This is a genomic window from Sagittula marina (assembly GCF_014196795.1).
In the GTDB taxonomy this organism is placed as follows: domain Bacteria; phylum Pseudomonadota; class Alphaproteobacteria; order Rhodobacterales; family Rhodobacteraceae; genus Sagittula; species Sagittula marina.
This window is the reverse complement of sequence record NZ_JACIEJ010000006.1, coordinates 24,498-45,440: the sequence shown is the minus strand read 5'-3', so window position 1 is coordinate 45,440 and position 20,943 is coordinate 24,498. Positions and strand designations below refer to the sequence as shown.

The window sequence follows — 20,943 nt, the reverse complement described above, 5'->3', positions numbered from 1 at the left end:
GCGGCGAATCGCCACCTATCCACAACTTATTGCCAAAGTCACTGAATATTTCCTTTACGCCGATTCGCAGGGCAGGCACGATATGTTGTGAGGGCGCGGGACAGGCACCGCAGCCCTAGAGCAGTCTGCAAGCGTTGGGGGATTGATCCGCACCCCGCGCTAAAAATGATAAAAACGAGGTGGCGAAATGGCCCTGTCCGAGCACTACCTGACGGAAGAAATGCATCCGATCGATATCGTCGAGAGCATTGCCCAGTACAACGAGTGGGACTTTGATCGGCTCGAAGACGACCAGATCGCCATGGCGGTGGATGGCCAGTGGCGCAACTATTCCATCACGCTGGCCTGGTCGCACAACGACGAGACACTGCGGCTGATCTGCACCTTCGAGATCGATCCGCCCGCCGAACGGCTGGCCACCCTGCACGAGGGGCTGAACGCCGTGAACGACCAATGCTGGGCCGGGTGCTTCAGCTATTGGGCGCAGGAAAAGCTGATGGTCTACAAGTACGGTCTGATGCTGGCAGGCGGCAATATCGCGACGCCCGAGCAGATCGACACCATGATCGCCGCTGCCGTGACCTCCGCCGAGCGCTATTATCCGGCCTTTCAACTGATGTGCTGGACCGACAAGACGGCGAAAGAGGCGCTGCAAATCGCCATCGCCAAAGCCTACGGCCACGCCTGAGCGCCGCTGATTGCGAAGACCTGCGGTTCCGGTTACCCCTTTGTGCACCATACAGATGCAACGGGAGAGCGGGATGAAAGACGGTGTGATCGCAGAGCGCGGGCTGGTGCTGCTGGGCTGCGGCAAGATGGGCTCGGCCATGCTCGAAGGCTGGTTGAAGCGCGGTTTGCCTGCCACCTCGGTTTGGGTGAATGATCCGAACCCGTCGGATTGGGTGCAGGCGCAAGGTGTGAACCTGAACGCGCCCCTGCCGGACGCCCCCGCCATTGTCTTGATTGCCGTGAAGCCGCAGATGATGGCCGACGCCCTGCCGTCGCTGAAGGCCATGGGCAACGGCCCGACCCTGTTTTTGTCGGTTGCCGCTGGCATTTCCATCGCCACATACGAGACGCTGCTGGGCGAGGCCACGCCCATCGTCCGCGCCATGCCCAACACACCTGCCGCCGTGGGTCAGGGGATCACCGCGATTATCGGCAACGGTCGTGCCGCCGCCGAAGACCTCGACTTGTCGGAGACGCTGCTGAGCGCCGTGGGCGAGGTGGTCCGGCTGGAGTCCGAGACGCAGATGGACGCGGTCACGGGGCTCAGCGGCTCTGGTCCGGCCTATGTGTTCCACATGATCGAGTGCATGGCCGCCGCGGGCGAAGCGCAGGGCCTGTCGCCAGAGCTGGCCATGTCCCTGGCGAAGGCGACCGTCGCGGGGGCCGGCGCCTTGGCGAAGCAGGCGGACGACGATCCGGCGCAGCTGAGGCGCAATGTGACCTCGCCCAATGGGACCACGCAAGCGGGGCTGGAGGTGCTGATGGACGAGGGGACGGGTTTGCCGCCGCTTATGGTCGCGACCGTCAAGGCTGCCGCAGATCGGTCGCGGGAGCTGGCAAATGGCTGAGATTACATTCGACGATTTCCTGAAAGTCGACATCCGGGCGGGGACTGTGCTGCGCGCCGAGCCCTTTCCGGAGGCGCGGAAACCGGCCATCAAGATGTGGATCGACTTTGGTCCGGAGATCGGAGAGCGCAAGACCTCGGCGCAGATCACGCAACATTACGCGCCCGAAGATCTGGTGGGCACACAGGTTCTGGCGGTGGTCAACTTTCCACCCCGCCAGATCGGCAAGTTCATGTCAGAGGTGCTGGTGCTTGGCGTCCATGATGCTGACGGCAACGTCACACTGAGCCGCACGGATCACCCGGTGAACAACGGTGCCCGCCTGAGCTAAGTCAGCTTTGCGTCGTGTTCGAGGGGATCGGCGCATCGTGACGCGCGCTCCACGTCGGGTCATCCTTTTTGATCCGGCGGGAGATCAGCTTGCCCAAGGGCCATGCGGCGATCAAGCCCAAGGCCGCCGCGGTCACAAAAGACCAGATGCTGACCCATCCAAACACAAAGAAAGCAATTGTGGCGATATAGGCGACGCTGACGCCTGCCATATGGCCGATGAAAAAGGTGAGATTGCGATTCATGACAGCCTCCTGATGAGAAATCATGTCTGAAAAACACGTCAGCCCATGATTTGTTCCGTTAAGGCAATCGCTGGTTGGGTTGACTTGGGGCCGTGCATGGCGATTGTGGCCTGCACCCGAGGAGAACCGTCATGTACCAGCCCGCGATCACCGGCCACGGTGTCTTTACCCCCACGCAATCCATCACCAACGATGAACTGGTGGTGGCCTTCAACGCCTATGCAGATCTGTGGAACACCGAACACGCCGAGGCCATCGCAGCGGGTGAGGTTGAGGCGAAACCGCAGTCGTCGTCCGACTTCATCTTCAACGCGTCGGGGATCGAGCAGCGCTATGTGCTTGATAAGGCGGGCGTGCTGGACCCGACACGCATGTTTCCCGCCCTGCCCGCGCGTGACGACGAACAGCCGTCCTACATGGCAGAGATGGCGGTAGACGCCTGCGGCAAAGCGCTGAAGATGGCCGGGATCGACGCCGGTGAGATCGACCTTGTGATCTGTGCCGCGTCCAACCACGAACGCGCCTACCCGGCGATTGCCATCGAGATCCAGCAGTTGCTGGGCTGTGCGGGCTTCGGGTTTGACATGAACGTGGCGTGCTCCTCCGCAACCTTTGGCATTCAGGCGGCGGCGGACATGGTGCGCGCGGGTTCGGTGCGGCGCGCGCTGGTGGTCTGCCCGGAGATCTGCTCCGGCCATCTGGAGTGGCGCGACCGGGACTGTCATTTCATCTTTGGCGACGTCTGCACGGCGGTGGTGCTGGAACGGTCGGAGGATGCCAAGGGTGCGCGGTTCGACGTCATATCCACGCGCTGCGCGACGCAGTTTTCCAACAACATCCGCAACAACAATGGCTTTTTGCGCCGGACACATGACCAGATGGGCGACCGCCGCGAGATGCAGTTCATGCAAAACGGGCGCAAGGTGTTCAAGGAAGTGCTGCCGATGGTGTCGACCCACATCGCAGAGCACATGGACGATGCCGGATGGGCGGCCGGCGATCTGAAGCGGCTCTGGCTGCATCAGGCCAACAAGACGATGAACGATTTCATCGGGAAGAAAGTGCTGGGCCGCGTGCCGGAAGAGGGCGAACAGCCCAACATCTTGCAAGATTACGCCAACACATCCTCCGCCGGCTCGATCATCGCCTTTTCCAAGCATTCCGACGATCTGACGCCCGGCGACAAGGGCGTGATCTGTTCGTTTGGCGCAGGCTATTCCGTGGGATCGGTGCTGATCGAACGCGCCTGAACGCGCTTTTCAAAGAACACCCGGTCGAAGCCGTTCAAGCGGCGGCGGACCACTTCGGTGTAGCCTAGATGCGGATACATCGCCCGATTTTCGCGCCTTCCGGCCTCGGCGATCCGGGCGACACGGGCAGCGTCGTCCGGGCGGGCGGGCCGGATCATCGCCGCCGCCACACGTTGAGCATATGCACCAGTGACCCCAGCAGCAGGCCCCAGACCGCGCTGCCGATCCCGAAGAGGGTCAGCCCCGATGCGGTGAGGACAAAGGTCAGCGCGGCGGCTTCGCGGGTGTCCTCGTCCTTTAGCGCGGCCGAGGCGGAGGTCATGAAGACCGGCAACAGAGCCACCCCCGCGAGGGCGGACATGGTCATTGGCGGCGCAGAGGCGGCGACGAATGTCACCACGGCGGCGAACACGCTGAAAAGCACGTAGAACAGCCCTGCCCAGACCGCCGCCCAGTATCGCTGGGCCTTGTCCGGGTGGGCGTTTTCATCGGAACACATGGCCGCCGTGATGGCGGCGAGGTTGGTGGCGATGGCACCGAACGGGGCTGTCAGGATCGAAGCTGTGCCGACCGTGACGAACATCTTGCCGGTGGGCGGCGTGTAGCCGTTGGTTTTCAGCACCGCGACGCCGGGGACGTTCTGCGTCGCCATGGTCACGATGAACAGCGGCAGGGCAAGACCGATCAGCGCCGAGAGCGAGAAGGTCGGCGTCACCCAGACTGGCGGCGTCAGGATGTGGTCCGGCATCGGCAGCGTGCCGTTCCACCAGATCACCAGCGCCACGGCCGCCAGAACCGTCGCCGGAACGGCAAAGAGGCGCGACACGCGGGAGACCCCAAACCACGTCAGCAGGATCACCGCACCCACCACCGGAGCCTCTGCCAAGGCACGGAACGGGGCAAAGCAGATCGGCAGCAAAACGCCCGACAGCATGGCCAGGGTGATCGGGCCGGGAATGGCCTGGGCCAAGCGGACCAAGGGTTTCCAGAAGCCCGCCACCACCACCAGTGCGCCCGCAATCAGGAAGGCCCCGACCGCGCCGGAAAACCCAGCCGAGTCCGCCGCCGATCCTGCCAGCAACGCCGCGCCGGGTGTGGACCATGCACAGGATGCCGGTGCCTTGAACCACAAGGCAAGCACGATGCCCGACAGCCCCATGGCCACCCCGCCCGCCATCAGTGCCGAGGAGGCCTGCGGCGCGGTGGCGCCCATCGCCTCCACCCCTGCCAGAAAAATCGGGAAGGAGGAAAAGAACCCGACGATGGCCACGACGAAGCCCGTTGCGAGCGCCTGAATGCCACCCATTACTGCCCCACTTCCTGCCGCCAGTGACGCCGGCACAGCGACACATACATTTCGTTGCCACCGACCTGCACCTGCGCGCCGTCCATCACCGTGCGCCCGTCCGGGCCGCGGCGGATCACCATGGTCGCGTTGCGCCCGCAGTGGCAGATGGTGCGCACCTCGCGCATCACGTCGGCAATGGCCAGCAGCGCGGCGGAGCCGGGGAACAGCTCCCCCCGGAAGTCGACGCGCAGCCCGTAGGCCATCACCGGCACCCCGAGGTCATCGACCACCTTCGCCAGTTGCCAGACCTGATCGCGGGTCATGAAATGGGCTTCATCGACGAATATGCAGGCGACCTTGCCCTCGGCGAGCCGCTTTTGGATCATGTCGAACAGATCGGTGTCGGCGCCGAAGACATCCGCCGCGCGTGACAGACCGATCCGCGAACCGATGCGCCCCTTGCCTGCGCGGTCGTCAAAGGCCGCGATCAGCAGGTAGGTGTCCATCCCGCGTTCGTTATAGTTATGCGCGGCTTGCAACAGCAAAGTCGACTTGCCCGCGTTCATGGTGGAGAAATGAAAATGCAGCTTGGCCATGGTGCGCTTTTGCGACAGCCGCGCCCGAAGGACAAGATACCGGGGCCAGCGAAAAGCGCCGACCGAGGCGCGTTTACGTCACCGTGCGGTCCAGAACCCGCGATGCTGCTGCGATCAATGCCGCTTTCTGTGCCGGTTGCGCTTGACCAACGCATAGGTCCGCGACCGCCTCGAAGGCAGGGCGGCGCGCGGCAGCGTCTGCGTTGGCGGCCTGCTCGATGGCGTCCAGACGCTTCATCGTGTTGCGGAAGGAGCCAAAGGCCGCGCGCAGGGACAGGTCGTCGACGCGGCGCGGCGCCTTGAACCGCGAGAAGACCCACCAATGTTCGGAATTGTTGATCTCGATGGCGTAGGACATCAGCTTTGCGCAGCGCTCTGCCTGTTGATGCGCCGCATCGGGGCGGTGCAGAAGGGCGATGCCGACGACCTTCACGAGATTGCAGACGGAGTTGAAGAGGTAAGGCGTCATGCGCCGCAGATTCAGCGCCGCGGCCTCGTCAAAACTGATCTGCGCCAGACGGTCGCCCTGATGCGCGCCTGTGGCCAGATCGAGGTTCATCATCACGTTCAGCGCAGAGAACACCAGATGCGTGCGGTCCTTGCGCAGCCCGTAGCCGATGGGCATGGCCAGAACCTCGTCGAGCGCGACAACCATGCGATCCAGCCAGTCCGAGGACAGCGGCGAAACCTGTTCGGACAGCTTGTGCCCGCCGGCGATCAACGCATAGAGCCGGTCGAATTCCGTCAGGACGGGATCTTTCGTCAGCCCATCCAGCAGATCGAACTGTTCGCCAAGGTCGCGCGGGCGCTGGCCCTTTTTGTAGATCAGCAAGCGGGCCTGCGCGAGATGCTGCTTGCGCGGCATGGCGGCAAGCGCGGCAAGACAGTCCTGAGCGGTCTTGTCCCGGAAATCCTGACGCGTCTTGCTCATACCAGCTGGCCCCAGAGGTCATACTCCCCGGCCTCGTCGACCTCGACCCGAACGATCTGACCGGGCTTCAGGTGGCGCGCCCCTTCGTCGATGAAGAGGTTGCCGTCGATCTCCGGCGCGTCGGCCTTGGTCCGGCAGGTGGCAATGCCGTCATCGTCCACATCGTCGACGATGACATCGATTTTCTGACCGACCTTGGCCGCCAGCTTTGCCTCTGAAATGGCCTGCGCCTTTTCCATGAAGCGGTCCCAGCGGTCCTGCTTGATCTCCGGGGCGACGTGATCGGGCAGCGCGTTCGAGCGCGCGCCATCGACGTTTTCGTACTGAAAGCAACCGACGCGATCCAGTTGCGCCTCGTCCATCCAGTCAAGCAGATGCTGGAATTCGGCCTCGGTTTCGCCGGGATAGCCGACGATGAAGGTGGAGCGCAGCGTTATGTCCGGACAGGTCTCGCGCCATGCGGCGATTTCGTCCAGCGTGCGTTCGGCGGCGGCGGGGCGCGCCATGCGGCGCAGTGTGTCGGGATGCGCGTGCTGGAAGGGAATGTCGAGGTAGGGCAGGATCTTACCCTCTGCCATCAGTGGAATGGCGTCGCGCACATGCGGGTATGGGTAGACGTAATGCATCCGCACCCAGGCACCGAGCTCGCCCAGGTCACGGGCCAGATCGAGGAAGGGAAACTTGCTGTCGCGGTCCTTCCAGTCGGTGCCATAGGCGGAGGTGTCCTGGCTGATCACCAGCAACTCCTGCACCCCGGCCTCGACCAGCTTTTCCGCTTCGCGCAGGATCGCCTTGGCCGGACGGCTGGCGAGACGCCCGCGCATGTCCGGAATGATGCAGAACTTGCACTTGTGGTTACAGCCCTCGGAGATTTTCAGGTAGCTGTAGTGGCGCGGCGTCAGGCTGACCCCGGTGGCGGGCAGCAGGTCCACGAACGGATCGGGCGACGGCGGAACGGCGCCATGCACTGCGTCGAGCACCTGTTCGTATTGATGCGGGCCGGTCACCGCCAGCACGCGCGGATGCACGCCGGTGATGTAGTCCGGCTCTGCGCCCAGACAGCCCGTGACGATGACCTTGCCATTTTCGGACAGGGCTTCGCCAATCGCCTCGAGGCTTTCGGCCTTGGCGCTGTCGAGGAAGCCACAGGTGTTCACGATCACCGCGTCGGCCCCGGCGTAATCGGCGCTGATGCCGTACCCCTCGGCCCGCAGGCGGGTGAGGATGCGCTCGCTGTCCACCAGCGCCTTCGGGCAGCCGAGCGACACCATCCCGATGGTTGGCTGGCCATCACGGCGAGTTTCGGAAACGCGGGCACGCGCAAGGTCTGGGCGAAGATCAGGAGGATTCTGCATGAGCGGCGTATACGCCTCTGTCACGTCTCGGGGAACCCCCTCCGTTCTGGTCCGTTAGATGTCAAAGCAGGAGCCAACGATGGACCAAACGACAGAGATGATTACTCAGATCAAGCCGTTTCAGATCGTGACGGAACAGCTTCAGGGGTTGATACAGGGGGCGATTGCGCTGTTGCCCAACCTTTTGGCCGCGCTGGTGATTATCCTGCTGACCGGGCTGGTGGCCTGGGGGGCCGGTGCAATGGTCCTGCGCCTGCTCAATCGGTCCAAAGCGCGTGCCTCCCTGGTCGAGGCGGTGCGCAAGTTGGTGCGCCTGACGGTCTGGGTCTTTGGCATATTGATCGCAATGACCATTTTGTTCCCGAACCTGACGCCGACAAAGCTGCTGGCGGGGCTGGGCCTTGGCTCGATTGCCATTGGCTTGGCGTTCAAGGATATTTTCGAGAATTTCCTGGCAGGGTTCCTGATCTTGCTGCGCAAGCCGATGCGGCATGGCGATGACATCGAATGCGATGGCATCAGTGGCCGGGTGGAGAAGATCACGATTCGCGACACCTACGTGCGCAAGCGGTCCGGCGAGCTGATCCTCGTGCCCAATTCGCATCTGTTCAAAAATCCGGTGGAGATTCTGACGGATGAGCCGCTGCGCCGCGTCTCGATCGTGGTCGGCGTGGCCTACGGCGAGGATGTCGACACTGCGCGGAGCGTCATTGAACGCGCCATCACACCTGTGGCCGAACACGAAAGCGACAAGCCTGCGCAGGTGTTTGCGACGGAATTCAACTCGTCGTCCATCGACTTTCTCGTGCGTTGGTGGGTGAATTCCCCCCCTATCGAAGAGCATCGCAGCCGGGATAAGGCAGTGTCCGCGATCAAACGCGCGCTGGATCAGTCCGGGATCGAAATTCCCTTTCCGTATCGGACGCTTACGTTCAAGGAGCCTTTGCCGATACAGAAGGCGGACGACACCGAGTAACGCAAAAAGGCGCCCGGTGGGGCGCCTTTGTCATAGCACTGTCGGACTGTCAGCGGCGGCGGTCGCGGCGCGCGCTCATCGGCTGGAAGGCCACGCCCACATGCGCTTCGCAATACGGTTTGCCCTGTTGCACAGGCAGGCCACAGAACCAGAAGTCATCCGTGGCCGGATCGCCAACGGGCCACTTGCAGGTCCGCTCGGTCAGTTCCATCAGCGTCAGCTTCTTGGCCTTCTTTTCGACCTCGCTCACTTTTGCGAGCGCCTCAGGGCTGATTTCGTTGGTCGACGGCTGCGGCGGCAGGGGTTGGCCAGCGGGAATGATCTGCTTGCGCGCGGGAATCGTTGCAGGGGTCGCGGCGGCGGGGGCCGGTGTCTGCTCGGGCTTGGGGTCCGGCTTGGCCTCCACGGGTTTTGGCGCGGGCTTGGGCTTGGCCGGGGCGGCTTTGGGCTCTGGCTTGACCTCCGCAGCCGGGGCGGGCGCGGGTGCGGCCCCTGCCCGGTTCGACAGGCCCAACCTGTGCACCTTGCCAATCACGGCGTTGCGCGTCACACCACCCAGTTCTTTGGCAATCGTGCTGGCTGACTGGCCTTCCGACCACATCTTCTTGAGCAGTTCAACGCGTTCATCAGTCCACGACATCGGAGCTTCCTACTGAAAAAGCGGCCTCGTGTCCGGGCCGCCTGAGGGTCTGTTGTTGTCCCTATTCTAAGCATCATGGGCCGAGATACAAGGCGGCGCGGCGTTTGGGTGGCAGAGCGTCGCGCAATATCAACGTACTGCGTTCGCCGCAACCGCGTCATTGACCACCATTCCGCCGCCGCCCTCCCCCGCGCTGCACGCCACCGGCTTGGGCAGATTAAGCACGAAGGTCGACCCGACACCCACTACGGAGCTACAGGACAGGCTCCCGCCGTGGCGCAACGCGATGCGGCGACAGGTGGCCAACCCCAACCCCGTGCCCGCGAACGCTGTCTGCGTGTGCAGCCGACGAAAGGGTTCAAAAATTTCCTTGATGTATGAAGATTCGATGCCAATGCCATTGTCGGAGATTTCGATGCACCACATTTCGTCATGGTCCCTGGCGCTGATCTCCACCCTTGGGGCGTCAGATGAGTTGAACTTGAGGCCATTTCCAACCAGGTTCTGAAGCAATTGCGTAAGCTGCACGGGATCACCGCGCACCTCTGGCAGAGTATCCCGGACGACAAGTTCGGCGTTGTGCTCCATAAGATCTTGTCTTAGCGCGTCCTTCACCTGCGTTACGATATCGCTCAAGGGAACATCTTTGCGTTCGAGCGGCGCATCGGACACGTTGCAGTGGCGGTGCAAATTCACCAGCAAGCGGTCAATATGCTCCGCCCCGTTGCGTATGAAACCGAGCGTTTCAGCGTGGGTTGCCTGTGCGTCCGGCGGCAAATCCTCGAGCAGCATGTCCACCCCCCCTCGGACGGAACGCAAGGGCGCGCGCAAATCATGCACCAGAACATGTGCAAAGGTCCGAAGGCTATTTTGCTGATCCTCGATCTGGCGGGCCATGGCGGCGCGCGACAAGGCGTTTTTGATCGCGCGGCCCAGCCCGACGGGCGTAAACTTGTGCCAAGGATAGACATCATACGCGCCGCGTTTCATGGCATCTACGGCACTGTCCTCGCATCCGCCCGCCCCTGTCACGATAATCGCCAGAAAGGGATCTTTCTTCAGACAGTCCTCGAGCAGCCCGTCCTGCGATGAGCCGACCAGCTGTTCGTCCATCAGGATGCAATCAACCAACAGGGGCCCGTCGAGCAGATTGGTACAGCTTTCCGAATCTGTCGCCAGACTGATTTTCAAGCCGTCTGGCAAGGCCTCAGAGACCAGCGCCGCCGTCTCCTCCCCCCGTGACGTGTCGGTGTCGACGATGAGGATCCTGGTCATGAGCGAAGCATGTCCCGGTTGCAGGGCGTTCGGGTCGGCCCCTCTGTCGCCAAGCAGCCATTCTGCGGGTTCGAGCTCATAAACCGGTCTCCGTCACACAATATCCAGAGAGAGCAATTTTTTGCCTTGCGTCAGCAAGTCCCCCACCGCGCTGACTTTGTCGCACGATCAGGTAAGCAAAAAGTTAATGACGTTGGATTGACCCGCAAGACCTGCAACAGTTGCGTTCCGTCGACGGCAGGCTTCTGGACACAGCGCCGAAACTTCGCCATCACAGAGACACCGGATTGGGGAGATTTCAGATGGCAGACGGAACTTTTGCAGTGCTGATGCTTGTGCTCGGGCTGACCGACATGGGCGTAAATCATTGCGGCACAGAAACAGGCTGCCTTGGCAAGACGCCGACCGAAGGCCGCATCATGATCTCTGGCGGGAATGTGTTGGAGCGTCACGCCGAACCGGGCGCCGAGGTCTATCTGCGCTACGACCTGCCCCATAAACGCGGCCCCTTTGGCGAAGCCATCGGCCTGTCCATCGGTGAAGATGGTGAAACATGGGTCGGGTTCGGCCAGACGTACAAGATGCAGCTCGCCTCGACCCCGCTGTACGGTGAATTACACGCGATGCCGGGGCTGTATTTCGACAACGGCGGTTACGACCTCGGTGGGCCGATCGAGTTCCGCTCTGGCGTGGAGCTGGGCTGGGAAACGCGCGGCGGCCTGCGCATGGGTCTGAGCTATGACCACAGGTCTAACGCCGGGATCTACGACGAGAACCCCGGCATCGAAACGGTGGCCTTTCGCGTGTCCATCCCGACGCGCTGAACCTCAGCGCTTGCGGCGTTTTACCCCGCCGCGCTGACCAGGCTTGCCCGCGGTTGACCGGCCGCGCACCTTGACGGCCTCTTCGGAGGCCTTCTCCACCGCTTGTTGCCGGGCAAGCGGATCGTCGGACACCGCGAGTTCCACCGCTTCGAGGCGCTTGACCTCGTCGCGCAGACGCGCGGCCTCTTCGAATTCGAGGTTCTCCGCCGCCTTGCGCATGTCCGTGCGCAGCCCGTCCAGCACCGCCTGAATGTTCGAGCCCTGATGTTTCGGGTCGATCTTGGCCGTGACGCGGGCCTGGTCGGTGTCGCCCTGATAGAGACCGGCCAGAATGTCGTCGACGTTCTTCTTGACCGTGGTGGGCGTGATGCCGTGTTCGACATTGTACGCGATCTGCTTTTCGCGGCGGCGGTTGGTTTCACCAATCGCACGCTCCATCGAGCCGGTCATGCGGTCGCCATACATGATGACGCGGCCTTCGGCATTTCGCGCGGCGCGGCCGATGGTCTGGATCAGCGAGGTTTCCGAGCGCAGGAAGCCCTCCTTGTCCGCGTCGAGGATCGCCACCAGCCCGCATTCGGGGATGTCCAGACCTTCGCGCAGGAGGTTGATCCCGACCAGCACATCAAAGGCACCAAGGCGCAAATCCCTAAGGATTTCAATCCGTTCGATGGTGTCGATTTCGGAGTGCATGTAGCGGACCTTGATCCCCTGTTCATGCAGGTATTCGGTCAGATCCTCGGCCATGCGTTTGGTCAGAACGGTCGCCAGCGTGCGCTTGCCTTCTGCGGTGACTTTGCGGATTTCGTCGAGCAGATCGTCCACCTGCATCTCCACCGGACGGACTTCGACCACCGGGTCGAGCAGACCTGTGGGACGGATGACCTGTTCGGTGAATACGCCGCCGGATTGCTCCAGCTCCCACGCGGCGGGCGTGGCGGAAACAAAGATCGACTGCGGGCGCATGGCGTCCCATTCCTCGAACTTCAGCGGACGGTTGTCCATGCAGGACGGCAGGCGAAAGCCGTGCTCTGCCAGTGTGAATTTGCGCCGATAGTCGCCCCGGTACATGCCGCCGATCTGCGGCACGGAGACGTGGGATTCATCGGCAAAGACAATCGCGTTGTCGGGGATGAATTCGAACAGCGTGGGGGGCGGCTCACCGGGGGCGCGTCCCGTCAGATAGCGAGAGTAGTTCTCGATCCCGTTGCAGACGCCGGTGGCTTCCAGCATCTCGATGTCGAAGTTGGTCCGCTGTTCAAGCCGTTGCGCTTCCAGCAGTTTCCCCTCGCCCACCAGCTGATCGAGGCGCTGGCGCAGCTCTTTCTTGATGGAGATCACCGCCTGGTTCATCGTCGGGCGCGGCGTCACGTAGTGGCTGTTGGCATACAGGCGGATGCGCTCGAACGTGTCGGTCTTGCGCCCGGTCAGCGGGTCGAATTCGGTCAGCGCCTCCAGCTCTTCGCCGAAGAAGGAAAGCCGCCATGCGCGATCCTCAAGGTGGGCTGGCCAGATTTCGATCACGTCGCCGCGCACGCGGAACGACCCGCGCTGAAACGCCTGATCGTTGCGCTTGTACTGCTGCGCCACGAGATCGCCCATGACCTGCCGCTGGTCGTATTCGCGGCCGACAAACAGGTCCTGCGTCATCGCCCCGTAGGTTTCGACCGACCCGATGCCGTAGATGCAGGACACCGAAGCCACGATGATCACGTCGTCGCGTTCGAGCAGCGCACGGGTGGCCGAGTGACGCATCCGGTCGATCTGCTCGTTGATCTGGCTTTCCTTCTCGATGAAGGTGTCAGAGCGCGCGACATAAGCTTCGGGCTGGTAATAGTCGTAGTAGGAGACGAAGTACTCCACCGCGTTGTCAGGAAAGAAGCCCTTGAATTCGCCGTACAACTGGGCGGCCAAGGTCTTGTTCGGCGCAAGGATGATCGCGGGGCGTTGCGTTTCCTCGATGATCTTCGCCATGGTGAACGTCTTGCCCGTGCCGGTCGCCCCAAGCAGCACCTGATCCCGGTCGCCGTTGTTCACGCCCTCCGTCAGTTCCGCGATCGCCGTGGGCTGGTCCCCGGCGGGGGAGAACTCGGTCTTGAGAAAGAACTGCTTGCCACCTTCCAGCTTCTCACGCTCTCGCACGTCCGGCGCCGGCGAATGCAGGATGGGCATGGATTGCGGGCTGTTGTTGTGCATCTGAGGTGTCCTGACCGGGGCTGTCCGCATGGAAATAGGGTCAGTGGCGGCCCACGACCACCCCTGCTGCTGCCGGAAAGCGTCACGAGGGGCCTGCGATCGGTGATCCAAGGCGCGTGACGGGGCGTAATTTTTACAAGGACTGGCCCTTCAACACGCAGAAGACGATAAGCCCGACTTCTTTTCCCGTCGAATCAAGGTCTCCTCCCATGCCGTCTCAAAGCACCTTCGAGGTCAGCCTTCCCGACAGGATCGAAAGCGCGACGCCTTGCATCATTCTTTTGAGAACGTCGCCCCACCTCTTGTATGTCCGCCCACCTGTTTCGCTGAGCCGCGATGTCCTGCGGCCTCTTCTGAAGCAGATCTGTGCAACGTCGGACTATCCCGCGAATGTCGCGACACTGTGGGATCTGCGCGGCTGCGATTTCGCCCAATGCACCAGCGACATGGTTCGCACATTGGCATTTGATCTGCAAAAACTGCCGGACCGTCGTGGTGCACGACGCGGCATTCTGGTCGATTCGGATGCCGGCTTTGGAACGGGCCGCATGTTCCAGCAAACGGTCGATGGCTACAGAATCGAAGACCAGAACAATTTTATCGTTTCTTATTCTGCCGAAGAACTCATCGAAGCGCTGTCGAAGACGACATGAGACCACCGACTTTGGTCGACCACGCTTTTGCACCCGTCAGGAAGAATCGCCTTTCCTGAGTTGGTTAGAGATGATTTCGCGGGGATGGCCACCCTGCCGCCCAAAGATAAACAAGTGTTTAACCGTTGCGTGAAATCGCACCAGAGATGTATCTTTCTCAGGCAAGCAGCCGACGGCGTGCCGCCGCCACAAGACCCACCCCTCGCTCCCCGTGGCGACTGGACCGCAGCCGAAAGGCTGCTTGCGCCCTGTGACGAAGACCGTGAAAATTGGCATTGCATCAAAGGTTGCTCTCGGCTCGAGAATTTCAGATAAGCGATGATGATCACAGGAGGTGTGGACATGCGCGCACGCATCTATCAGCCCGCGAGAACGGCAATGTCGTCCGGGCAAGGCAAGACAAAACACTGGTATCTCGACTATGTGGCCGATGAGGCCAAGTCGATCGATCCCTTGATGGGTTGGACTTCTTCGTCGGACACCCAACAGCAGGTTCGCCTGCGGTTCGACACCAAGGACGCCGCGCTCGCCTACGCCAAGGAGCATGGAATCACTGCCACGGTCACGGAACCGAAGAAGCGCAAGGCCAACCTCCGCGCACGCGGCTACGCCGAAAACTTCGCCGTGGACCGCCGGACGCCCTGGACGCACTGAGCTTTGTAAATCGGGGCAAAGTTGTCTCGAAATCGGGGCAAGGATTTCGCGAAGACAATTTTTGATCAACATATAGGGCGCCCGCTGGGCGCCTTCTCCATATGTTGATATCGCCCCCCGTCTCGGATCGATCGGAGTCAATATTCGGATGAAGAGGACACATGGGGCAGCCAAGGTCTGTTTCGAAGGGCTGGGATGCATCCCATCTTTACTCGGCTTTTTAGTCACTCGTTCAGGCAGCCGGTCCAGTGAGGCGCTCGGACCGGCCATAAGATCTCGGATGGATCCGCTTAGACGGCGCGCAACCTGCGCTTGTTGACGCCACTGGACTGAGAGGCCGATCGCTTCGGCGAGGCGTAATCAGAGAAAGCAGATGAATGCGCAAGGGGTGTCGGCCGAAACGTACCGCCTGCTGTCCCTAGGCTGCTCTCTGAAAGACGGTGATAGAGGCGCTGGGGCAGACGCTCCGGCGCCTTTCGCGTATGAAGGGGAGGTGCGGTTCGTGGCATGAAGCGGCGGATCCGGCGGAGGGCCCTTGTGCCCTCCCCGTATGAACCTGAGCATGGCGCAGTGGGGCTGGGCTTGCGATAGTGAGAGCCTGGACACGAGGTCGCTTAAAAGCGGTGGGAACTTCAATGAAGACCATTAAGCCGACGCAAGCTGTCGCTATGATCCTCAGCCGATATCAGCGTCGGAGAAATTGTCAGGTGCCCGTCACAGCAACAGATGTCTACGCCGACACCGTTGCTCACGTCTCTGGAGACGACGTTGACCTCGACCCGGTTGAAAGGGGGCTCGTCCACCTCAAACGCCAGAAGGTGATTTCCGGCAGAAGACTGGTCACCCTTCTTGCTCGCCATCTGCGCGAGATCAGACCTGAGTGACGCCTCCAAGGGGCTTCCTGGGGTGCTGGGCTCAACACCAGCTACGAATACACGAAGCGTCATCGCTCTTGGGGGCGAATGGTTTCATAGTCACCGCTCACGCCCGGCGCTGCAAGATGATCTGCCCTGGCTCAAAAGGCGGATTGCGGACTTTCGCTGCATCTTGAACCAATGACCGCAACTCGCAGTCAGCAGACCGCACATAGTTACTTCATTCATGTCTAGGTGAATCTTGAACGAATGGTGGCAATTGAATGCGTGCACACTGATTGAAGGCGAACCGTCTTTACTTATCTACTATGGCCCCATTGGGGCTCCACTGTGCGGGGTAACATACGGCGGAGACAAATCGTGCCCAACGCCTGTTTTGCAAACTGGCGCCTACATAAAAGCTCTCCACTCATGCGGCCACATTTATACTTGTGCCCCAACCGATCGCCGACACTACGTTTCAAGAATCCTTTTCAATTGGCTGCAAGACCGGCTTTTCATCAGCGGTCGCTTGGCCAAGGGTGAAGCAGATCTGAAGGCCGCCGCCTGAAGCATCTTCGCACCATATTTTTCCCTTGTGACGCGAAACGATCTTGGCGCACGTGGCAAGGCCAAGTCCGGTGCCTGGAACTTTGTCTTGCGACTGGAGACGGCAGAAAGGCTGGAAGATCTTTGTATGATATTCCTTTGGGATGCCCACACCATTGTCGGTGACCGTAAAAACGGATGAGTAGCCATCCTTCTTGACACCAACACGGATCAACGGGCGATCAGGGCAGAACTTGATAGCGTTGGATATTAGATTTTGCAGCAACTGTCGGATTTCAGGCGCGTTACAATGCGCCTCCGGCATTGGCTCGACCTCAATACTCGCAGAACGCTCCGCAACAATCGGGCGCAGCATATGAACAACCTCGGTCGCAAGATCGCCCATGTCGTGCGGCTCAAAGGTGGCGTTTTCGGCAAAGCCAATGTGAACTTTCAATGCTTCGATGAGGTCGAGCTGGCGACCTGCACACTTTTGAATGTCCTGTAGCGATGCCCGCGTCTCTTCGATAGGTAGGTCACCAAGATCCTCATCCGCTGCCTCAGCCAGAAATCGGATGTTCATCATTGGTGCTTTGAAATCGTGGACCAGCATATGCGCGAAGAACTTTAGTTCCTCTGCCTGCCTCTCAGACTTGCGGCGCAGTTGCGTCACGCGGATCGCGTTCAACGCGCTGCGTTGCAGCGTCTCACCCGTGATGCGCGACTTTCTGATGTAATCCTCAGCGCCACCATGCATAGCCCTGACAGCGATTTCTTCGTCGCCACTGCCCGTGGCCACGATGATCGCGGCTTCAGAAAAGGTGTCTCGTATGTAGTTGATGCTCTCGATGCCTTCACCGTCCGGCAATTGGTTGTCGAGAACCACGAGGTCTATCATCCGCCCGCGATGCTGTTCTGCCTGTGCTAAGGTCGGCGCTTCGAACAGATCGAACATCAGACCGCTGTCGGACAACGCCCTACGGACCAAACGGCGGTCACCGACGTCATCGTCCACGATCAAGACGGCAAGCGGATCTCGCTTCATATCACTCTCGTCCTTCATGTCGCTTTTCTATTTCCCCTCCACTTCGAAACTCGGGGAAACTCAACAACGCGCCAATACGTTTCCAGCGTGGACACAAGGTGGATGAAATCCTCTCCCGCGCGTTCCTTCACGACGTATCCTGCAACATTTTGGGCATAGGCACGTTGTATGTCTTCCGTTCCCCCAGAAGTGGTCAGCATGAACATCGTTAAATCGTGCAGCTCCGGATCAGCACGGATCGCTTCGACAAACTCGTGACCGTTCATTCGGGGCATGTTGATATCGACGAGGGCGACAATGGGATTTTCGTCACCTGCCTGCTGGCGTTTGCGCAATTCCTCGAGTGCGGAAATTCCGTCGGTCACGCGGACTACTTCATTAAGAATCCGAGAGCTGCGAAAAGCGCGCAGAACGGCCTTCGCCTCGCCGTCATCATCTTCCAGCAGCAAGATTGTAAGTGCCTTGAGCTCCTTCTCGCTCCAAACCTTGTTCATCGTTTTTTTCCTTTCTGGAGTAATCAGTACCAGGGAGCGAGTTCAACGCAGGCCAGGTGAAGGTGAAGCAGCTGCCTTCACCTGGCTTTGAGTGCAGCTCCACCAAGCCACCGGCTTGGGCGACGATTTTTGACACAAAGGCCAGCCCCATGCCGGAGCCTTCCACCTCATCCCTTGGGCGCAATGTTTGGAACATGCCAAAGATGCGGTCGTGGAACTCAGGCGCAATGCCTGGCCCGTCATCCAGCACGCTGAAGCGAGCGCGTCCATCTTCCGTCCAACCGAGGTCAATGCACACCTCGCCCGCTGCCAGGTGGTGGTGCTTCACGGCGTTGGACACTAGGTTCAGCAGAACGGTGCGCAAAGGCAGCTTTGGCAAGGTCGCCCAGCAAAAGGTTTCGCTGGCGGTAATGTTGAAACAATCGGGGGCGTCGATGAGGTCACGGATCTCGTCGAGCATCTCGGCACCGGTGATCTCTTGCTCGTCCAGTTTTTCGCGGCCTATGCGGGAGTGCTCTAACAGATCGGTCAGCAATTTCTCCATGCGATCGACCCGGCTGCGCATAAGTGCGAGGTTCTCTTTTGTCTCCTCGTCCAGATCCTCGCCAATGTCCTGCTCGATCCAGCGGCCCGCGTTGCGGATCACACGCAGCGGTGCGCGCAGATCATGCGAAGCAACGTAGGCGAATTGGTCCAGCTCCGCGTTCGAGCGATGCAAGGCCTCCACTGCATTCTCAAGCTTTGCCTTCTGCTCGCGCTCGGCACTGATGTCGCGTATCACAACGAGGGAAAAGTTGCGGGCATCGTTGGTGAAGCTGGAAATTCGAATTTCGAGCGGCACGAGCCTGCCATCCGCGCGCAGGCCATGCACGATCTGGTCCTGCGCCATTCGCCGTGGGGCTTCATCGTTGGAGCTTTGGACCAGTGCCGCATGCCGCTCACGGTCTTCGACGGGCAAGAGCCCATGCAGCGCCTGCCCCTGCAACTCGCCCTCGCCATAGCCAAACAGCGCCTCGCAGGCCGGATTGGCCTGCACGATGAGGCCATTGCCGTCAGCGGTGAGCAGCCCCTCAGTACAATTGTGCCACACGGCTTGGTGATGATGCGCGTCCTCAATGATCCGGTTCACAAGCGCTTCGACACTGCGTGCGATGCTGCCAATCTCATCCATCTTGTCGTAGTTGAACGACATTTTTTGAAAAGGTGCGTTTTGCGCGCTGGCATGATCCGACAGCTTCCTCAACGGGCGCAGGTGTCGCGATGTGATCGCGATTGCTATGGCTGTAGCAAGGCAACAACCGATCAGCGTCGCACCAACCGTCTGCCATAGGCCCTGCCGCAACGGCTCGAAGAGTGCGGAACGGTCTTCAGAAGCAATAAAGCGCACGAAAAACGGTCCGGCAGGTCCCGGCAATTCTTCGGTTACCACCGCATACCCGGCCTCTTCATCGAGAGCGAAGCCATCTTGTTCCGGTAAGACGGAGAGGAAGTCCAGTCCTTGGTAGCCTGGCATGTCAGGCAAATGGAGCGTCGGAGCCCCGGAGCCCTCCGCGAATGTCAGATATGTGCCGCTGGCGCTTACTACGTCTACGCGGGTATGGGCAGCCAGTTCTGTAATAGTCGCCGCAAAAAGATCCTGTGCGAATGCGTTGATTACTACGGCCGCAGCCACCCGCCCATCCGAACCAATCAAAGGCAAAACATAGCGCAGCATCGCCGAAGCATCGGCTTCCACGCGGCCGTTCTCCCGGTTCATAGAGATACGAGTGAGGTAGCCAGCTGTCGGTGGAGCCTCTGACAGAAGAGGCTGCATGTATGCTTCCTCGCCCTTGAACTGAAGCCTGTCGGCAGGCGTGACGATCGGCCCTGATGGACCGGCGTCAACGCGCGCCAACTCCCGCGCATCCGCGGACACGCTAATCAGACGTACCTGTGCATAGGGGCTTCTCGCCTGCAGAACCCCGATTAAAAGCTGTTCCAGCGCGACGCGTTGCGGGGCGACACCGGTGTCTTCGGGATCGCCATCGAAACTTGAGGCAAAAGCTTGAACGATAGCCTGTGTCTGCGGGGCCGACGCGATAAGCACAGCGTCTTTTTGCATATCCTCGAGTCTGTCCATGACGCGCACGGCTGAGATACGCGCAACGTTGTTCAAGTGCTGCTCGGCATTGCGTTTTAATTCCGTCCAAGACGAAAACAAGTTTAGCGCACCCATGCCGATGGAGATCACCAGCGTGAGAAAAGCGACCAGCACAACCAGGCGTGTACCAAAAGACGAATGGAGCATCCGCAGAGCCCGCTGTTAAGGGGCACGGATCATCCGACAGCCCTCCATCTAGGCGGAATCTGACATGGGTTCTGTTAACAATAGCTGAATCCGGGTGGAAAAGGTCTCTTGCTCGTCCTGATAACCCGCTTCGGCACCGGCAGTGAGCGGGCGTCCCGCTCTTTTCTTTTACCATTTCCTGAATTTCGACGTGCAAGTTTCAGAAAGGAAGAAACTCGAGAGAAGTTAGGCTAGGACTGAGACCGGTTATTCGCTACGCTTGGAGCGACTGGCCGCTTTGGGCCGGTTTTAGTTCACCACACACAGCGCGGGTACGAAACCGAAGACCTGGAGGTCCCAGACATCTGGATCAGTACCTTCTCTGAGAAACCATTAGAAACGGAACGACAGAGGGCCGCAGATGCGACTGCCGCGGCCTCAACAGAGCAGTGAGACTGCGCCAAGGATTGCACCCAAAATAGAAAGCCCTAAAGCAACTGCTGCAATCCAGGCAGGTACATGGACTGCGGGATCGGGTGTCGTAAAGTACCAGCGCAACTTGCCGCATTTCCCGACCTTCTCAATCGAGAAATCAAGCTTTCCGCCTTTATCGACACCAAGCGCCCGGCGGATATCATACGGCATAAAGATTGCGCCGGCGTCGTCGTGTCCAAGGACGAGCACAAGAAGCGACTTGCCGTTTTCTGTGTTGGCGAGTTTTGCGATATCGTATCGCTCAATGCCGACTTTGTAGTGGTCGTGCACACGAACGAGAAGACGCCCGCCATCACCTGAAGGAAGCCCTTTTACTGGCAGTTTCGACATCTTCACGCTCCCATTATTCACGATTGCAATTTCCCCCGAATAGCTCCCCATCCTTGTATAGTTACGTTCGCGAAGACTACGTGTGTTTGCAAGCGTGAGAGCGAAGGTAACCTCAATGAC

At 60.4% G+C, this 20,943-nt stretch carries 22 protein-coding genes; 9 read left to right on the top strand and 13 right to left on the bottom strand.

Annotated features, from left to right (window positions below; genetic code table 11):
* The first annotated feature begins 187 nt into the window (after window positions 1–187).
* The 3 genes from GGQ68_RS12650 to GGQ68_RS12640 all read left to right on the top strand — a co-directional run bounded on the left by GGQ68_RS12650 (window position 188) and on the right by GGQ68_RS12640 (window position 1,908).
* On the top strand, window positions 188–688 hold the full coding sequence (locus GGQ68_RS12650) for a type III secretion system chaperone family protein (protein ID WP_183966540.1): 501 nt from the start codon (window positions 188–190) through the stop codon (window positions 686–688).
* Between the two features lie 73 nt (window positions 689–761).
* Window positions 762–1,577, top strand: coding sequence for a pyrroline-5-carboxylate reductase (gene proC / locus GGQ68_RS12645; protein WP_183966538.1), 816 nt, complete (start codon window positions 762–764; stop codon window positions 1,575–1,577).
* Window positions 1,570–1,908 carry a tRNA-binding protein gene (locus GGQ68_RS12640; RefSeq protein WP_183966536.1) on the top strand — a complete coding sequence of 113 codons (339 nt, stop codon included), beginning with the start codon at window positions 1,570–1,572 and terminating at the stop codon, window positions 1,906–1,908. The genes proC and GGQ68_RS12640 overlap by 8 nt, the downstream gene beginning before the upstream one ends.
* Window position 1,909: 1 nt before the next feature.
* On the opposite strand, the gene GGQ68_RS12635 is transcribed toward GGQ68_RS12640, so the two are convergent.
* Window positions 1,910–2,152: a hypothetical protein gene (locus GGQ68_RS12635; protein WP_183966534.1), complete on the bottom strand. Its 243-nt coding sequence runs from the start codon at window positions 2,150–2,152 to the stop codon at window positions 1,910–1,912.
* Between the two features lie 131 nt (window positions 2,153–2,283).
* On the opposite strand from GGQ68_RS12635, the gene GGQ68_RS12630 reads away from it, so the two are divergent.
* The gene (locus GGQ68_RS12630; protein ID WP_183966532.1) at window positions 2,284–3,402 is read left to right on the top strand and encodes a beta-ketoacyl-ACP synthase III; all 1,119 of its coding nucleotides are present in this window, start codon (window positions 2,284–2,286) and stop codon (window positions 3,400–3,402) included.
* Here the strand turns inward: GGQ68_RS12630 and GGQ68_RS12625 are convergent.
* The 5 genes from GGQ68_RS12625 to rimO form a co-directional block, all read right to left on the bottom strand.
* On the bottom strand, window positions 3,366–3,560 hold the full coding sequence (locus GGQ68_RS12625; protein ID WP_183966530.1) for a GNAT family N-acetyltransferase: 195 nt from the start codon (window positions 3,558–3,560) through the stop codon (window positions 3,366–3,368). The genes GGQ68_RS12630 and GGQ68_RS12625 overlap by 37 nt on opposite strands.
* Complete coding sequence (locus tag GGQ68_RS12620) at window positions 3,557–4,708, bottom strand: benzoate/H(+) symporter BenE family transporter (RefSeq protein WP_183966528.1); 1,152 nt, start codon at window positions 4,706–4,708, stop codon at window positions 3,557–3,559. Before GGQ68_RS12620 ends, GGQ68_RS12625 begins: the two co-directional genes overlap by 4 nt.
* The gene (locus GGQ68_RS12615; protein ID WP_183966526.1) at window positions 4,708–5,286 is read right to left on the bottom strand and encodes a thymidine kinase; all 579 of its coding nucleotides are present in this window, start codon (window positions 5,284–5,286) and stop codon (window positions 4,708–4,710) included. Before GGQ68_RS12615 ends, GGQ68_RS12620 begins: the two co-directional genes overlap by 1 nt.
* Window positions 5,287–5,359: 73 nt before the next feature.
* Window positions 5,360–6,217, bottom strand: a complete 858-nt coding sequence (locus GGQ68_RS12610; RefSeq protein ID WP_183966524.1) for a hypothetical protein — start codon at window positions 6,215–6,217, stop codon at window positions 5,360–5,362.
* Window positions 6,214–7,572 carry a 30S ribosomal protein S12 methylthiotransferase RimO gene (gene rimO, locus GGQ68_RS12605; RefSeq protein WP_183966522.1) on the bottom strand — a complete coding sequence of 453 codons (1,359 nt, stop codon included), beginning with the start codon at window positions 7,570–7,572 and terminating at the stop codon, window positions 6,214–6,216. The genes GGQ68_RS12610 and rimO overlap by 4 nt, the downstream gene beginning before the upstream one ends.
* 79 nt (window positions 7,573–7,651) lie before the next feature.
* Between rimO and GGQ68_RS12600 the strand changes: the two genes are divergently transcribed.
* Window positions 7,652–8,548, top strand: coding sequence for a mechanosensitive ion channel family protein (locus GGQ68_RS12600; protein WP_246429359.1), 897 nt, complete (start codon window positions 7,652–7,654; stop codon window positions 8,546–8,548).
* A 49-nt stretch (window positions 8,549–8,597) separates the two neighbouring features.
* Here the strand turns inward: GGQ68_RS12600 and GGQ68_RS12595 are convergent, their stop codons facing one another.
* Window positions 8,598–9,188, bottom strand: coding sequence for a GcrA family cell cycle regulator (locus GGQ68_RS12595; RefSeq protein WP_183966518.1), 591 nt, complete (start codon window positions 9,186–9,188; stop codon window positions 8,598–8,600).
* A 129-nt stretch (window positions 9,189–9,317) separates the two neighbouring features.
* Complete coding sequence (locus GGQ68_RS12590; RefSeq protein WP_183966516.1) at window positions 9,318–10,463, bottom strand: ATP-binding protein; 1,146 nt, start codon at window positions 10,461–10,463, stop codon at window positions 9,318–9,320.
* 302 nt (window positions 10,464–10,765) lie between these two features.
* On the opposite strand from GGQ68_RS12590, the gene GGQ68_RS12585 reads away from it, so the two are divergent.
* Entirely contained in the window at window positions 10,766–11,287 is a 522-nt protein-coding gene (locus tag GGQ68_RS12585; RefSeq protein WP_183966514.1) for an acyloxyacyl hydrolase, read from the top strand.
* Between the two features lie 3 nt (window positions 11,288–11,290).
* Here GGQ68_RS12585 and uvrB read toward each other — a convergent pair whose 3' ends face one another.
* Entirely contained in the window at window positions 11,291–13,483 is a 2,193-nt protein-coding gene (uvrB, locus tag GGQ68_RS12580; protein WP_183966512.1) for an excinuclease ABC subunit UvrB, read from the bottom strand.
* A 209-nt stretch (window positions 13,484–13,692) separates the two neighbouring features.
* Here uvrB and GGQ68_RS12575 point away from each other — a divergent pair, with 209 nt between their 5' ends.
* The 3 genes from GGQ68_RS12575 to GGQ68_RS12565 all read left to right on the top strand — a co-directional run bounded on the left by GGQ68_RS12575 (window position 13,693) and on the right by GGQ68_RS12565 (window position 15,674).
* The gene (locus GGQ68_RS12575; RefSeq protein WP_183966510.1) at window positions 13,693–14,136 is read left to right on the top strand and encodes a hypothetical protein; all 444 of its coding nucleotides are present in this window, start codon (window positions 13,693–13,695) and stop codon (window positions 14,134–14,136) included.
* Between the two features lie 342 nt (window positions 14,137–14,478).
* Window positions 14,479–14,790 carry an ETC complex I subunit gene (locus GGQ68_RS12570; RefSeq protein ID WP_183966509.1) on the top strand — a complete coding sequence of 104 codons (312 nt, stop codon included), beginning with the start codon at window positions 14,479–14,481 and terminating at the stop codon, window positions 14,788–14,790.
* A 635-nt stretch (window positions 14,791–15,425) separates the two neighbouring features.
* A complete protein-coding gene (locus GGQ68_RS12565; RefSeq protein ID WP_183966506.1) occupies window positions 15,426–15,674 on the top strand; it encodes a hypothetical protein in 249 nt (82 codons plus the stop codon).
* A gap of 451 nt (window positions 15,675–16,125) precedes the next feature.
* Here the strand turns inward: GGQ68_RS12565 and GGQ68_RS12560 are convergent, their stop codons facing one another.
* The 4 genes from GGQ68_RS12560 to GGQ68_RS12545 form a co-directional block, all read right to left on the bottom strand.
* Entirely contained in the window at window positions 16,126–17,256 is a 1,131-nt protein-coding gene (locus GGQ68_RS12560; RefSeq protein WP_183966503.1) for a sensor histidine kinase, read from the bottom strand.
* Entirely contained in the window at window positions 17,253–17,732 is a 480-nt protein-coding gene (locus tag GGQ68_RS12555; protein WP_183966501.1) for a response regulator, read from the bottom strand. Before GGQ68_RS12555 ends, GGQ68_RS12560 begins: the two co-directional genes overlap by 4 nt.
* Window positions 17,671–20,019 (bottom strand): sensor histidine kinase, encoded by a 2,349-nt coding sequence (locus tag GGQ68_RS12550; RefSeq protein ID WP_183966499.1) that lies wholly within the window; start codon window positions 20,017–20,019, stop codon window positions 17,671–17,673. Before GGQ68_RS12550 ends, GGQ68_RS12555 begins: the two co-directional genes overlap by 62 nt.
* A gap of 417 nt (window positions 20,020–20,436) precedes the next feature.
* On the bottom strand, window positions 20,437–20,823 hold the full coding sequence (locus GGQ68_RS12545; protein ID WP_183966497.1) for a hypothetical protein: 387 nt from the start codon (window positions 20,821–20,823) through the stop codon (window positions 20,437–20,439).
* Window positions 20,824–20,943: the final 120 nt, after the last annotated feature.

Coding starts and splice junctions, on each gene's coding strand:
- GGQ68_RS12650 (WP_183966540.1), top strand. CDS start 188: ATGGCCCTGTCCGAGCACTACCTGACGGAAGAAATGCATCCGATCGAT.
- proC (WP_183966538.1), top strand. CDS start 762: ATGAAAGACGGTGTGATCGCAGAGCGCGGGCTGGTGCTGCTGGGCTGC.
- GGQ68_RS12640 (WP_183966536.1), top strand. CDS start 1,570: ATGGCTGAGATTACATTCGACGATTTCCTGAAAGTCGACATCCGGGCG.
- GGQ68_RS12635 (WP_183966534.1), bottom strand. CDS start 2,152: ATGAATCGCAATCTCACCTTTTTCATCGGCCATATGGCAGGCGTCAGC.
- GGQ68_RS12630 (WP_183966532.1), top strand. CDS start 2,284: ATGTACCAGCCCGCGATCACCGGCCACGGTGTCTTTACCCCCACGCAA.
- GGQ68_RS12625 (WP_183966530.1), bottom strand. CDS start 3,560: ATGATCCGGCCCGCCCGCCCGGACGACGCTGCCCGTGTCGCCCGGATC.
- GGQ68_RS12620 (WP_183966528.1), bottom strand. CDS start 4,708: ATGGGTGGCATTCAGGCGCTCGCAACGGGCTTCGTCGTGGCCATCGTC.
- GGQ68_RS12615 (WP_183966526.1), bottom strand. CDS start 5,286: ATGGCCAAGCTGCATTTTCATTTCTCCACCATGAACGCGGGCAAGTCG.
- GGQ68_RS12610 (WP_183966524.1), bottom strand. CDS start 6,217: ATGAGCAAGACGCGTCAGGATTTCCGGGACAAGACCGCTCAGGACTGT.
- rimO (WP_183966522.1), bottom strand. CDS start 7,572: ATGCAGAATCCTCCTGATCTTCGCCCAGACCTTGCGCGTGCCCGCGTT.
- GGQ68_RS12600 (WP_246429359.1), top strand. CDS start 7,652: ATGGACCAAACGACAGAGATGATTACTCAGATCAAGCCGTTTCAGATC.
- GGQ68_RS12595 (WP_183966518.1), bottom strand. CDS start 9,188: ATGTCGTGGACTGATGAACGCGTTGAACTGCTCAAGAAGATGTGGTCG.
- GGQ68_RS12590 (WP_183966516.1), bottom strand. CDS start 10,463: ATGACCAGGATCCTCATCGTCGACACCGACACGTCACGGGGGGAGGAG.
- GGQ68_RS12585 (WP_183966514.1), top strand. CDS start 10,766: ATGGCAGACGGAACTTTTGCAGTGCTGATGCTTGTGCTCGGGCTGACC.
- uvrB (WP_183966512.1), bottom strand. CDS start 13,483: ATGCACAACAACAGCCCGCAATCCATGCCCATCCTGCATTCGCCGGCG.
- GGQ68_RS12575 (WP_183966510.1), top strand. CDS start 13,693: ATGCCGTCTCAAAGCACCTTCGAGGTCAGCCTTCCCGACAGGATCGAA.
- GGQ68_RS12570 (WP_183966509.1), top strand. CDS start 14,479: ATGCGCGCACGCATCTATCAGCCCGCGAGAACGGCAATGTCGTCCGGG.
- GGQ68_RS12565 (WP_183966506.1), top strand. CDS start 15,426: ATGAAGACCATTAAGCCGACGCAAGCTGTCGCTATGATCCTCAGCCGA.
- GGQ68_RS12560 (WP_183966503.1), bottom strand. CDS start 17,256: ATGAAGGACGAGAGTGATATGAAGCGAGATCCGCTTGCCGTCTTGATC.
- GGQ68_RS12555 (WP_183966501.1), bottom strand. CDS start 17,732: ATGAACAAGGTTTGGAGCGAGAAGGAGCTCAAGGCACTTACAATCTTG.
- GGQ68_RS12550 (WP_183966499.1), bottom strand. CDS start 20,019: ATGCTCCATTCGTCTTTTGGTACACGCCTGGTTGTGCTGGTCGCTTTT.
- GGQ68_RS12545 (WP_183966497.1), bottom strand. CDS start 20,823: ATGTCGAAACTGCCAGTAAAAGGGCTTCCTTCAGGTGATGGCGGGCGT.